Source organism: Nocardia inohanensis NBRC 100128 (assembly GCF_001612945.1).
Taxonomy (GTDB): Bacteria; Actinomycetota; Actinomycetes; order Mycobacteriales; family Mycobacteriaceae; genus Nocardia; species Nocardia inohanensis.
In genome coordinates, this window is the sequence record NZ_BDBK01000017.1 from 355349 (window position 1) to 368195 (window position 12847).

Here is a 12847-nt window from a genome sequence, read left to right on the forward strand (position 1 = left end):
AACCGCCCCGAGTGGATGCACTCGGGGCGGTTTTTCGTAGCCGGTGCCGCCGGGCCCGGATCCGCTGCGAAGGTCCGGGCTCAGCCCGCCAGCGCGGGGGCGCGCCGGGCCGTCAGGATCTGCTCCAGCAGCGCCACCAGCACCAGCTTCACCGATTCCCGGTCGCGGGCATCGCAATTCATCAGATGGACGGTCGGGTCCAGGTCGAGGGCCTCGCGCACCTCGTCCAGTTCGAAGGCGCGGCCGCCCGCGAATCGGTTGACCGCCACCACGAACGGGGTGCGGCGGCGTTCGAAGAAGTCGAGCACCGGGTAGCAGTCCTCGACGCGATCGGTATCGACCATGATCACGCCGCCGAGCGCGCCGTCGAGCAGGTCGTCCCAGAGGAATTCGAAGCGTTCCTGGCCCGGGGTGCCGAAGAGGTAGAGCACCAGGCTCTGATCCAGGGTGATGCGGCCGAAGTCCAGGGCCACCGTGGTGGTGGTCTTCCCGGTCGCCGGGCCCACATCGTCCACGCCCATCGAGACGGTGGTCATGGCGGCCTCGGTGGCCAAGGGTTCGATTTCGGAGATGGCGCCGATCAAAGTGGTTTTCCCGACGCCGAACCCGCCACTGATCACGATCTTGACCGAGGAGGCGAGCGGGGCGGGGGCGGAGTTCTCAGAGGGCCCGAACAAGATCCCGGATCCTTTCCAGTGCGGACACGGACAATTCATCGGGCGCGTTCACGGCCGCGTGCCCGGCCGAGACCAGATCGCTGACCAATACCCGTGCCACCCCGACCGGGACGTGCAGGGCGGCGCCGATTTCGGCGATGGAGTGGGGGCGCTGACAAAGCCGCACCACTCGCTCCAGTTCGAAGCGCAGTGGTGCGGACAGGGCGGCGGGGGTGGCGCGGACCAGGGTTTCCAGGCGCAGGCCGTCCACCAGGGGGGTGGTGCGGCCCGAGGTCATCATGAACGGGCGCACCACTTGTTCTTCGGCTTCGCTTGCGGCGGAAGGCTTTTCGCTCCGCACCACGGGGTAGCTGCCGGTCCAGTCGGTTGGCCGGTTCAGCGCGATCATGCGCGGATCCGGCAATCTATGCGAATCGCTCATCGGCTCAACGACTCTCGTAATTCGGTGATCAGCGCCGGGGTGAGCAATGCGCCGGCCCGGTCGGCCAGTACCGCCATCTGATATCCGACCAGCCCCACATCCGCGTCGCTGTCGGCGATGACGCCGATACAGCTGCCGTTGGCCATCGCCGAGACCAGTAGGAACCCACGCCCCATCTCGATCATGATGAGCCGTAGCCCGTCGAAATCGTAACTGCGCGAAGCGCTTCGGCCCAGACTGGTGAGCCCGGAGACGATGGCCGCGAGCCGGTCGGCCGCCGTCCGGTCCAGCCCCTCGGACATGGCCATCAGCAGCCCGTCGGAGGAGACCGCGACCGCGTCGCGCACGCCGGAGGTGGTGCGCACGAAGTCGGCCAGCAGCCAGTTGAAGGTGTGCGGGTCGGTGTCGGTGTAGTGGGTGGTCACCTGCGGTCCTCCTGTGCAATCGTGCCCCCGGGTACCGGCGGCGTATCCCGCTCGCCGCGCTGATGCCCGGCCCGGAACCCGGCCAGCATGCCGCGCACCGCCTCCGGAGATCGTTCGGCGATCGGCGCGACGGGCCGGGTGCCCGTCTCGGGCTGGGCGCCACCCGGAGCGGCGCCCGATTTCTCGCGAGTCTTCCGCTCCCGCTTGACGAGACCGTTTCGCGTACGTTGCACGCCCGGAACGGATTCCGCAACAGCCGCGGCCGCCCCGTTTGCGCCCCCCGAAACCACCCCGTCACCAACCGGCGCCGCGACGGCAGCCCGCGGCACGGCGTATCCGCCCGGTACCGGCCCGGCGCCCACCCCCGGCTGACCGTCGGCTGCGTTGCCGCCCAACGAAATCCCGGGAACGCCCGGCCGGACGACGCGCCCATTAGATCCGGGTCGGCCGTTGGCCGGAGCCGGATGGTCGAACCCGTGCGGGGAAGCGCCGTTGGCCGGAGCCGGATCGTCGAACCTACGGGGGGAAACGCCGTTGGCCGAAGCCGGGCGGTCGAACCCCTGCGGGGAAGCGCCGTTGGCCGGAGCCGGATCGAGTCCGCGTGGGAAAGCGCCGTTGGCGGCACCCCGGGCATCGGGGAATCGATTGTCGCCCATCGGGTTTGCCGGTCCGGCGGCCGATAGCGGGCTGTCGTTCCGATCGGAGTTCGGTGACTGCCAGGGTTTGCCGTCCACGTCGGTGAGCGGGACGAGTTTGATCGGGTTGCCAGGGACCGGAATCGGGTAGGAGCCGGTGATCGGGCCGTCGGCGTCGGCGGGGGCGAACTTCTCACCACCGCTGATGTCGGCGTGGAACGTGTCGGATGCCGGTGCGCCGGTTCCGTCGGCGGCCGGGTGGGTTCCGGTCGGGGCGGAGTGGCGGCCGGCGGTGGGCGCGGGGGCCGTCAGTGCGTCCTGGATCGGCGGGTTGGGCTGGGGCGCGGCGTGTTTGGCGTCCTCGGGGAAGACGGGGGCCGGGGCGTTGGGGTCGGCGAGCAGGTCGGCCGGGAGGGTGAGGCGGGCGACGACGCCGCTGGTGGGGGAGACGGTGAGCTCGACCTGGATGCCCAGGCGCCGGGCCAAGCGGCCGACGACGAAGTGGCCGAGGAAGCGGGTGGGGGCCACCAGGAAGTCGGCTTCGCCCTTCAGCCGGGCATTGGCGATGGCGAGCTGGTCGGGGGGCATGCCGACGCCGTGGTCGACGACGGCGAGCATGTAGCGGGGGCCGATGCGCCGGCCGTAGATCTCGACCTCGAGATCGGGTGGGGAGAAGGACAATCCGTTCTCGATGAGTTCGGCGAGCATATGGGCGAGTTCGCTGACCGACGCGCCGGTGATGGCGATCTCGTCGACCCGGCGCAGCACCACGCGGCGGTAGTCGTCCACCTCGGAGAGGCCGGCGCGGATGACATCGCTGAGCGGGATGGGCTTGGCCCAGCGGCGCGGGGACGATTCCCCGACCAGCACCAGCAGGCTCTCGGCATTGCGGCGCATCCGCGTTGCCAGGTGATCGAGTTCGAAGAGGTTGGACAGTGCGTTGGGGTCCAGTTCCTCGCGTTCGAAATCGCTGATCAGGCCGAGCTGGCGGCGCACCAGGTTCTGATTGCGGCGCGCCAGGTTCGCCATCGATTCGGTGGTGTTGCGGCGCAGCCGGGCCTGGGCGGAGGCGAGCTCGTAGGCGGTGGTCTGCACCCGATCCAGCGCGTGCGCGACCGAGACGATCTCCTCGCCCGCGCTCGCGTCGGCGCGCACGGGTTCCGGTGGCGCCGGGTCGGTTCCGGATTCCTCCTGCCAGGCGGCGATGAGTTGCGGCAGCCGCTGCTCGGCCACCACATCGGCCGCTTCGGCGAGCCCGGCCAGCGGTCGCACGATGGCGCGCACCGTCGCGACCACCAGGCTCACCTGCGCGGCGACCGCGAACAGCGCGGCCAGCACGTACAGCGCGAGCACCATGGCCGCGTCACCACGCAATTCCTCGGCGCGGGCGTGGATCTGCTCGCCCACCGACCGCTGCACCCCGCGTTCGGCATCGATGACCGAGCTCATCTGCCGCCACCAGGCGGCCGTGTCGACCGGTTCCAGCAGCGGCCCGCGCACCGATCCGATGGCCACCGCCTCGGCTTCGGCGGCCCGCACCGAATCATCGCTGCGCATGGCCGAATACAGCTGGGAGCGCTGGCCGGGGGTGGCATCGCGTTCGAAGGCGGTGACGACGGCCTGCTTGCCGGCGCGGATATCGAGGAACTGCACGTATTCGCCGGCGCCGAATCCGCCCGCGGCGAAGACGCCGTTGAGGAAGCCGCGCTCCTGCGCCGTGAACTCCTTGACCTCGCCGAGCGCGTACAGGCTCTGCAATCCGCGCCACAGCGCGTCGTCGTTCGCCCGCTGCGAGCCCGGCCGCGCCTGATTCAGCGCCAGAATCGCATTGGTGTAGAAGGTGAACGAGTTGGCGCGGTCGACGCGCCGCGCGTCCACGTCGGCCCGGTTCCCGGTCACGCCGGAGAGTTGTGACAGCGCCGCGCGCACCTGATCGGCTCCGGGTGCTTCGTCGGCGAGGGTGCGGTTCAGCGCTTGCAGCGCCGAGTCGACGGCGGAGCGCTGCTGCGTCACGGCATCGCGCAGACCGCCGTCGCCGCCGAGCAGGCCGTTGGTGAGGCCGCGTTCGCGCTGCACCTCGTGCACCAGATCCTGTGTCGCCAAAGCCAGGTCGACCGCGCTCGCGGTGGCGCCGGTATCGCGGTATTTGCTCACTTCACCGGCGATGATCAGCCCCAGCAGCGCCAATACCAACGCCACCGAGACGACGAGAATGCGGCGCAGGCGCGCGCGAATGGTGCGCGGACGCACGAATTCCGTTGCGGCGGTGAGCTTCGCGTCACCCGGCGGCGACAATTCAGCCGAACGCAAATCCACACACTCCTGATATCGGCCGCCGTGCGCGCATCGAATCGCGTGGGCGTTCTGACAAATCTGGTCACAATGTGTGATAGCCAGATGTGTTCTCCGCATCCTGTGGGAAACAACGGAGTGAACAACGGCTCACCGCGGCGCGGGTCGCGCGGATATGCCGGCCGTGTCGCTCAGGGCAGTGCGGGCGCGGCCTCGTAGATCCGGCGCACCACGTCTTCGATATCGGGTTCCTCGATGGACAGGTCGCGCACCTCCGCGCGCGCCGAGACCGCCGCGAGCAATTGTGCGGCGGTGGTGATCTCGGTATCGAAGGCCAGCCGCTGCCGCATGCCGGAGCCCTCGCTGCCCAGTAGTTTCGAGCCGGGCAGATCGGTCAGATCGGGTGTCGGCTCGGCCAGATCCACGGTGAGCACCCGGTGCGCGCCGACGGTGGCGGCCAGCCCGGCCAGCGAACCGTCGTAGGCGAGGCGGCCGTGGTCGACCACCAGCACCCGTTCGCAGAGCCGCTCGATATCGCCCATATCGTGGGTGGTCAGCAGCAGCGTGGTGCCACGTTCGGCCCGCTCGTAGCGCAGGAATTCGCGTAATCGCTGTTTGGACAGGACATCCAGGCCGATGGTGGGTTCGTCCAGGATCACCAGCTCCGGCGAGTGCAGCAGCGCCGCCGCCACTTCCGCGCGCATGCGCTGCCCCAGCGACAGCTGCCGCACGGGCGTGTCCAGGGTCCCGGCCATCTCCAGCTGCTCCACCAGCTCGCCGGTCCGGGTGCGCGCCGCGCCCGGTTCGAGGCGGTGGATCGCGGCGAGGATCGAGAACGATTCGCGCAGTGGCAGATCCCACCACAGCTGGGACCGCTGTCCGAAGACCACCCCGATCCGCCCGGCCAGCTCCCGCCGCCGGCGCACCGGATCCAGCCCGCAGGTGCGCAGCCGTCCCGAGGTCGGGACCAGGATGCCGGTGATCATCTTGATGGTGGTGGACTTCCCGGCCCCGTTCGCGCCGATGTAGCCGACCGCGGCCCCGCGCTCCACCCGGAAGCTCATGGCGTCCACCGCGGTGATCTCCTCGCGTCGCCGCCGCCAGCGCCCGGTCTTGCGGTGCAGTACGAAAGTCCTGGTCAGTTCCTCGATCTCGATGACCGGAGCGCTCATCCGCCGCCTCCTTGATAGTGCCTGGTGCCCGCTCGCCACATGAACAGGGCCGCCGCCCACACCCACAGCGCGGCGATCGGCGCGGCCCAGGCCAGCCAGGCGGGCAGTAGGGCCGGTCCGGGCAGTCCGAGCAGGGCGATGGCGGGCAGGTAGGAGGTGAAGGCGACCGGAATGAGAAATCCGAAGACCAGCTTCATCGGCCCGGGGAAGACCGAGGTCGGCTGCATGGAGGCGTAGGAGCCGCCGTAGGTGAAGGCATTGGTCAGTTCCGCGCCGTCGATGAGGAAGAACTGCACCCCGGCGGCGGTCACGAAGAGCCCGGCGAAGATCGCGATCCCGGCGAGCAGGGTGAGCGTGAACAGGATCAGATGCGCTGCGGTCCAGTCGATGTCGTTGCGGGTGAGGCCGAAGCCGAGCACGGTGGCCGCCACCGCGATGCGGGCCAGCCGGCGCAGCGCCAGATCGCTGGTCATGAGTTGCAGCAGCAGTGGTTGCGGGCGTAGGTAGAAAGCGTCGAGGCGGCCTTCGCGAATGTAGGTGGGCAGCGTGTCGGCGTGCCCGACGAGCATGTCGGCGATGGCGAAGGAGGTATTGCTGAGCCCGAAAAGCAATAGCATGCCGTTCAATTCGAGCCCGCCGAGTTGCGGCACATTGTGGAAGATCACCCACATTTCGCCGAATTCCACCAGCCCGATGAGAAAGGCGCTGAAGACATCGGTGGCGAAGGAGATCGGATAGGCCCGCTGGGCGCGCAGCCGGGAGGCGATCACGGCGCGATAGGGCGCGAATGCGGAGGGGCGGGTCTCAGCCACCTTGCACCTCCAGTTTGCGGCGGCCGGCGCGCAGCAGCAATTGTCCGGCGGCGAGCAGCACGACCATCCAGAAGCATTGCACGGCAATGATTTCGATGGCGTCCACACCGGTGCTGCGACCCGAGAGCACGTCGATCGGCCATTGCAGCATGGAGGGGAACGGGGTGGCGCCGGCGAGCGTGCGCAGCCAGTCCGGGAACAGGTGCACCGGCGCGAACAGGCCCGCCAGGAAGGTGCCCAGGATCATGTGCAGGGCGCGCAGTCCCCGGGTTTCGACCAGCCAGAAGCCGGCCAGGCAGACCGCGAACATGGACAGGTAGGAGAGCGCCATCGCCAATCCCATGCTGATCGCGCCCAGCACATAGGGTCCGGGCGTGGCGGGGAAGGCGAGGCCGAAGGTGAGCGCGCCGAGCACGACGCTGGGCAGCGCGCGCGGGATGAGCGTGGCGCCCGCCCGGCCGAGATACTCCGAGAGCCCGGCGATCTGGATGTCGATGGGCCGCAGGAAGTCGATGGCCACATCGCCGGTGCGGATGCGCTCGACGATATCGGGCACCACCCAGAAGGCGATGGCTCCGAGCAGTCCCTGCGACAACCAGATGTAGGCGCCGATGGTCCCGCTGTCGTAGCCGCCGAATCCGTTGCCGGCGTGCACCGCCGCGGTCAGCACGGAGGCGCGCACGCAGCCGAAGACCAGGTTGGTGATCAGGCCGGCGAGCATGGCCAGCCGGTACGTCGATTGCCGGCGGAAGCCCGCCTTGACCAATTGCCAGTAGACCCCCACCGTACTGCGCACAAGAGTTTGACATTACGGGTGCTGCGCTCCGGCGGCAATCGGTAGGCTCGGATTCGCCGAAAACGTTCCGCACCGGGGTCCGTCAGTGATAGAAACATCCACGTTTCACTTGCTGACCGCTAGGACCACCCGATGACCATCGCAGAGACGACCGTTTTCGAGACGCTCGAATCCAATGTGCGTGGCTACTGCCGTTCCTGGCCCACCGTCTTCGACACCGCCCGCGGCGCGTGGCTCACCGACGAGCACGGCAAGGACTACCTCGACTTCTTCGCGGGCGCGGGTGCGCTCAACTACGGCCACAACAACCCGGTGCTCAAGCGCGCGCTCATCGACTACATCGCCGGCGACGGCATCACGCACGGGCTGGACATGTCCACCGTCGCCAAAGCCCGGCTGCTGGAGACCATCCGCGATGTGGTGCTGACCCCGCGCGGACTCGACTACAAGGTGCAGTTCCCCGGACCCACCGGCGCCAACGGCGTGGAGGCGGCACTCAAGCTGGCGCGCAAGGTGACCGGGCGCAGCACCGTGCTGAACTTCACCAACGCCTTCCACGGGATGACCCTGGGCGCGCTGTCGGTCACCGGCAATGCCGCCAAGCGGGCGGGCGCGGGGGTGCCGCTGGTGCACGCCACCCCGATGCCGTTCGACGGTTACCACCCGGCGGGCGATGATCTTTCGTGGATGCGGGCGGCGCTGGACGACTCGTCCTCCGGGCTGGACAAGCCGGCCGCGGTCATCGTCGAAACCGTGCAGGGCGAGGGCGGGGTCAATGTGGCGCGCGCGGCCTGGCTGCGGGAGCTCGCCGAAATGTGCTCGGCGCGTGGGATTCTGCTCATCGTCGACGATGTGCAGATGGGTTGCGGGCGCACCGGGCCGTTCTTCTCCTTCGAGATCGCGGGCATCACCCCCGATATCGTGGTGCTGTCGAAATCCATCGGCGGCTACGGGCTTCCGATGGCGCTGGTGCTCATGCGCCCCGAACTCGACCAGTGGGCTCCGGGTGAGCACAACGGCACCTTCCGCGGCAACAACGCCGCCTTCGTCACCGCCGAAGTGGCACTGCGTCATTACTGGTCGGACGGGGAACTGGAAGCCTCCACGATCGCCAAGGGCGAGTACATCCGCGCTCACCTCACCGCGCTCACCGCCACTTTCGACGGTATCGGCGCGCGGGGTCGCGGGCTGGTCAACGGCCTGGTCTTCGACGACGCCTCGCAGGCCGCCAAGGTCTGCCGCGTCGCCTTCGACAACGGCCTGCTCGTCGAAACCGCGGGCACCCGAGACGAAGTCGTGAAGCTCATGCCGCCCTTGACCATCCGCGAGGACGAAATCACGCACGGCTTGGGCATTCTCACCCAGGCCGTGGAGACCGTGCGCGAAAATCACTGAGTCGTTTCGAGACTCGGCGTTCGCGCCCACGAACGTCGGCCGCCGCCCACACCGGTGGCCGACCAGGAGCCGGGTTCCCAGCTGCGGAGGGAACCCGGCTCCACTTCATCCGAAGGTCTTGGTGAACCAGGCCACCAGTTCCGCATCCGTCTTCGGGCCGTCGGCCGGATCCTCGGCGAAGGTCCCGATGAGCAGATATTCGATATGCGCGTCGGAGCGCACCGCGAGCAGGCAGGGCACGGGCACATCCTTGCCGGCGCTGTCCTTGCTGGTGTGGGTGAAGCAGAAGTAGCGGCCGGCCGAGGTGCCGGACCTGCGCCACTCGGCATCCGATCCGGCTCCGCCGCAGGCATGTCCGGAGTTCAGGGTCAGGTCGGACTGATAGGCCCAGTTCGCGGACTCCGCATCGGCGAAGCCGACGAAGCTGGCCAGCGGAGCGCCACGGCGGCCGCCGCACACCACCTTCGGGTTCGTCGAACCGATCGCCGGTTCGATATGCAGGCAGCCGGCCGGGTTGTAGTTCGCGCCGGCGCGCGTGATGAGTTCCCGGTCGGCCGGGGTGAACGCGTCCGGATCCTGTTTGTACTCCCCGGCCAGCTGCGGCAGGACCTCGTACTTCGCGGCGGCGTCCCGGTAGACGCTCTCACTCGGACGGTCCCAGTAGTAGAGGGCCAGCGCCAGATTCGCCTCGTTGGTGACGGCCAGCGCGGGCAGCGGGGCGTCCGGGCTGGCCGACTTGTCCGAATAGCAGCTCTGCCGGCCGATCTCCTTGCCGTCGTCCAGCGACGGGCCGTCCTTCCCGGCGGCCTGGCCGGGGCAGCTGGCACCGTGGTAGGTGTCGACGATATCGGCGTAGAACCTGTGCATCAGGTCCGCGCTCTTGAAGCGGTAGAAGGCCGCCCAGGGTGCGTCCACCGCCGGATTCGCCGCGCAGCGCACCACCGCCGTCGTGGTGGAATCGGTACTGACGTGCACACAGTTGGCGCGTTTGTAACCGGGGTGGGCGACGATCGACAGCAGTTCGAGGTCCGCCGCGTTCGGGGCGGTGCTGTCGGCGATCGCGTTGCCCGCGCGGGTGTCGTGCAGGTACGCCCAGCCAGCGAAACCGGTTGCGGCGGCGACCAGCAGCAGCACTCCGGACAATGCGGCCGCGAACCGCCAACGGCGTTTCCGGGTGCGCGGCGGCACCTTGCCCGAACCGGTGCCATCGCCCGCCTCGGCTGCGCCGGCGAGCAGCTGCGGCGGTACGGCCAGGCCCGGGCTCGACTGGCTGTGCCCACCCGGATCGGAGAGTCCGCCGGTCTGCGGATGCCGAGGCGCGACACCCGGATTCGAGGGCGGTATCGGGACCGGCTGCGACCGGCCGCCGAGCGCGCCGCGGGCCGCCGCGGCCAATTCGCCCGCGCTGCCGTATCTCTCGTGCGGATTCTTGGCCAGGCCGCGAGCGACGACCGCGTCGAACGTGACCGGTACTCCCGGGCGCAATCCGCTCGGGCGCGGGATCGGATCGAAGAGGTGGGCTCGCATGAGCTGCACATTGGTGTCGCCGTGGAAGGGTGGTGCGCCCGTGAGGCATTGGAACAGCACGCAGGTCAGGGCGTAGACGTCGGCGGCGGGCGTGAAGTCGCGGGCGCTGAAGCGCTCCGGGGCCATGTAGCGGAAGGAGCCGACCGCGGAGCCGTCGCTGGTCAGCGCGTCGTCGGTGACCGATTGCGCGAGACCGAAATCGACCAGGTAGGCGAAGCCGTCCCGGGCCACCAGGATGTTGTCCGGCTTCACGTCTCGATGCAGCAGCCCCTCCGAATGCGCGGCGTCCAGGGCCGACGCCAGCTGCTCGACCAAGCCGACGGCGCGCTCCGGGGCGGCGGGCCCGGCGCGTTCGAGCAACTGCCGCAGATCCTCGCCCTCGACCAAGCGCATATCGATGTAGAGGCGGCCCTCGATCTCCCCGTAATCGTGGATCGGGATCACGTGGGCTTCCCGAAGCCGGGCCGCCGCATGCGATTCCCGCTGGAACCGCTGCCGGTAGATCTCGTCGTGGGCCAGCCGCTCCGGCAGCAGTTTGAGCGCGACCACCCGGTCCTTGCCGGTGTCGTAGGCGCGATACACCTCGCCCATGCCGCCGCGGCCGATCAAGCGCTCCAGTCGATACGGACCGAATTGCGTGCCGACCGTTATGGATCGGGGCTGACTCGTCATATGTCCCTGCTTTCCACCCATCGCCCGGTTATCGAGTTGCGGAGCGGGGGTGTAAACGGGAAACGGTTGTTACTGGAAGTTGGTTCGGAACCAGGCGAGCAGCTCGGCGTCGGTCTTGGGCGCCGCCCGCGGATAGTCGTGTTGCTGGGCGCAGATGACGTAGATCAGATGTCGATCGGTGTGCACCGCTTGCAGACAGGGGCGCGCACCGTTCTCGAAGGAGTTGTTGACCGAACAGAAGAAGCGGCCCATGACGGTGCCCGCCTTACGCCACTCGGCGTCCTTCGCGGCGCTGCCGTCACACGCGTGACCGGGGAGCTGGCTGAGATTGCCGTCGTAGAAGATGGTGGCGGCCCGCGGTGATTCGGTGCCGAAGATGCCGACCAGCGCGGGACCGCCGGCGGGAGCGCCGCAGGCGACGAGCGCCTTGACCAAGGGATTCAGCGGGGCTTCGGTGTGCGCACAGTTCGAGCGGGTGAATTTGCCGGTGCGCGTGAGCAGATCCACGTCGGCCGGTTCCAAGCGGTCGGGGTCGTGCCGTTCGTCGGCGGCGATGAACTGTTCGTAGCTGTATTTCGCTACGTAATCGCGCACGGCCGTATCGGCGGGTACGGGCCAGGTGTAGAGGGCGAGCGCGAGCAGTGAGTCATCGGTGACCGCCAAAGCCGGTTGCGGAGCGTCCGGATGCGCACTGCGGTCCACGAAACAGGCTTGCCGGCCTACCGTCTTGCCCTGCACCGTGAGCGGGCCGTCCCTGCCCGCCGGCTGGTCGGGGCAGGCCGTGGCCTGGAGGGTGGTGAGCACGGAGGTCTCATAGAACGCATGCAGCCCCTCGACCGTGCGGAAGTGCCAGAACTGGCCGAACGGGGCGTCGGTCGGGGCGTAAGCGGGGCACCAGAACATCGACGTGATGGTCGAAGTCGGTTCGGTGTGAAAGCATCTCGATCGCCGGTACGAATAGGCCGAAACCATCGGCAGCAGCTCGAGGTCGGCGGCGCTCAAGGCGGTATCGTCCGCCATCGGCGTGCCGGGCACCTGCTGCTGCCATTTCGCCCAGCCCGCGAAACCGGCGGAGGCGATCACCAGGAGCAGCACGGCCAGCACCGTCGCGACGCGGCGCACCCTGCGGCCATGACCCGATTTCGTAGCTGTAACAGGCTGTGGCGCCACAGGTTTCGAGGAGCCGTCGAGCGCCGCCCGCGCCGCTGCCGCCAGCTCTCCCGCCGTCGTGAACCGGTCGCGCGGATCCTTGGCCAGACCGCGTTCCAGTACCGCGTCGAAGGCCGCGGGCAAACCGGGCCGGACGCCGCTGACCTGCGGGATCGGATCGAACAGGTGCGCGCGCATCAGATGCACATTGGTGTCGCCCGGATACGGCCTGCTGCCGGTGAGACATTCGAACAGCACGCAGGCCAGGGCATAGACGTCGGCGGCCGGGGTGTAATCGTGCGAGCTGAAGCGTTCGGGGGCCAGGTAGCGGAACGAGCCGACCGCGGCCCCGTCGGTGGTGAGCGAAGTGTCGGTGGCGGATCGGGCGATGCCGAAATCCACCAGATAGCTGAAGCCGTCGCGGGTGAGCAGAATATTGTCCGGCTTCACATCTCGATGCATGAGGCCGTCGGCGTGCGCGGCGTCCAGAGCGGCGGCGAGCTGCTCGATCAAAGCCACGGCCCGGTCCGGACGCAGCGGCCCGACGCGTTCCAATAGGTCGCGCAGGTTGTCCCCTTCGACCAGCCGCATATCGATATAGAGCCGCCCGTCGATCTCCCCGTAATCGTGGATGGGGATGACGTGCACCTGCCGCAGCCGGGCCGCCGCATGCGACTCGCGCTGAAACCGCTGCCGGTACAACGGATCCCGCGCCATATGCGCCGGCAGCACCTTGACGGCGACGGTGCGGTCCTTGACGGTGTCGTAGGCCTGATAGACCTCGCCCATCCCACCGCGCCCGATCAGCCGCTCGAGCCGGTACGGGCCGAATTGCGAACCGACGGTGAGGGTTCGGTGCGGATCGTTCATAGCG

Annotated in this window: 10 protein-coding genes; 1 reads left to right on the forward strand and 9 read right to left on the reverse strand. The window is 68.8% G+C overall.

The window, feature by feature from the left end; all coding sequences use genetic code 11:
* Positions 1-80 precede the first annotated feature (80 nt).
* From NI1_RS32360 to NI1_RS32390, 7 genes are all read right to left on the reverse strand, one after another.
* The gene (locus tag NI1_RS32360; RefSeq protein WP_305781590.1) at positions 81-680 is read right to left on the reverse strand and encodes a GTP-binding protein; all 600 of its coding nucleotides are present in this window, start codon (positions 678-680) and stop codon (positions 81-83) included.
* Positions 661-1098, reverse strand: a complete 438-nt coding sequence (locus tag NI1_RS32365; RefSeq protein WP_067828670.1) for a DUF742 domain-containing protein — start codon at positions 1096-1098, stop codon at positions 661-663. Before NI1_RS32365 ends, NI1_RS32360 begins: the two co-directional genes overlap by 20 nt.
* Positions 1095-1523: a roadblock/LC7 domain-containing protein gene (locus NI1_RS32370; RefSeq protein WP_067828679.1), complete on the reverse strand. Its 429-nt coding sequence runs from the start codon at positions 1521-1523 to the stop codon at positions 1095-1097. The genes NI1_RS32365 and NI1_RS32370 overlap by 4 nt, the downstream gene beginning before the upstream one ends.
* A complete protein-coding gene (locus tag NI1_RS32375; RefSeq protein ID WP_067828682.1) occupies positions 1520-4474 on the reverse strand; it encodes a sensor histidine kinase in 2955 nt (984 codons plus the stop codon). The genes NI1_RS32370 and NI1_RS32375 overlap by 4 nt, the downstream gene beginning before the upstream one ends.
* Before the next feature lie 167 nt (positions 4475-4641).
* Positions 4642-5622 carry an ABC transporter ATP-binding protein gene (locus NI1_RS32380; RefSeq protein WP_067828684.1) on the reverse strand — a complete coding sequence of 327 codons (981 nt, stop codon included), beginning with the start codon at positions 5620-5622 and terminating at the stop codon, positions 4642-4644.
* Positions 5619-6434 (reverse strand): ABC transporter permease, encoded by an 816-nt coding sequence (locus tag NI1_RS32385; protein ID WP_067828687.1) that lies wholly within the window; start codon positions 6432-6434, stop codon positions 5619-5621. The genes NI1_RS32380 and NI1_RS32385 overlap by 4 nt, the downstream gene beginning before the upstream one ends.
* Positions 6427-7230: an ABC transporter permease gene (locus tag NI1_RS32390; protein WP_067828690.1), complete on the reverse strand. Its 804-nt coding sequence runs from the start codon at positions 7228-7230 to the stop codon at positions 6427-6429. The genes NI1_RS32385 and NI1_RS32390 overlap by 8 nt, the downstream gene beginning before the upstream one ends.
* Positions 7231-7362: 132 nt before the next feature.
* Here NI1_RS32390 and ectB point away from each other — a divergent pair, with 132 nt between their 5' ends.
* Complete coding sequence (ectB, locus tag NI1_RS32395; protein ID WP_067828693.1) at positions 7363-8625, forward strand: diaminobutyrate--2-oxoglutarate transaminase; 1263 nt, start codon at positions 7363-7365, stop codon at positions 8623-8625.
* 105 nt (positions 8626-8730) lie between these two features.
* On the opposite strand, the gene NI1_RS39980 is transcribed toward ectB, so the two are convergent.
* Both NI1_RS39980 and NI1_RS39985 read right to left on the reverse strand, forming a co-directional pair.
* Positions 8731-10824, reverse strand: coding sequence for a serine/threonine-protein kinase (locus tag NI1_RS39980; RefSeq protein WP_084524096.1), 2094 nt, complete (start codon positions 10822-10824; stop codon positions 8731-8733).
* Between the two features lie 69 nt (positions 10825-10893).
* The gene (locus NI1_RS39985) at positions 10894-12843 is read right to left on the reverse strand and encodes a serine/threonine-protein kinase (RefSeq protein WP_067828697.1); all 1950 of its coding nucleotides are present in this window, start codon (positions 12841-12843) and stop codon (positions 10894-10896) included.
* Positions 12844-12847: the final 4 nt, after the last annotated feature.

Excerpts from the sequence above, each read along its gene's own strand:
- NI1_RS32365 (WP_067828670.1), bottom strand. The coding sequence starts at position 1,098 with ATGAGCGATTCGCATAGATTGCCGGATCCGCGCATGATCGCGCTGAAC.
- NI1_RS32380 (WP_067828684.1), bottom strand. The coding sequence starts at position 5,622 with ATGAGCGCTCCGGTCATCGAGATCGAGGAACTGACCAGGACTTTCGTA.
- ectB (WP_067828693.1), top strand. The coding sequence starts at position 7,363 with ATGACCATCGCAGAGACGACCGTTTTCGAGACGCTCGAATCCAATGTG.
- NI1_RS39980 (WP_084524096.1), bottom strand. The coding sequence starts at position 10,824 with ATGACGAGTCAGCCCCGATCCATAACGGTCGGCACGCAATTCGGTCCG.
- NI1_RS39985 (WP_067828697.1), bottom strand. The coding sequence starts at position 12,843 with ATGAACGATCCGCACCGAACCCTCACCGTCGGTTCGCAATTCGGCCCG.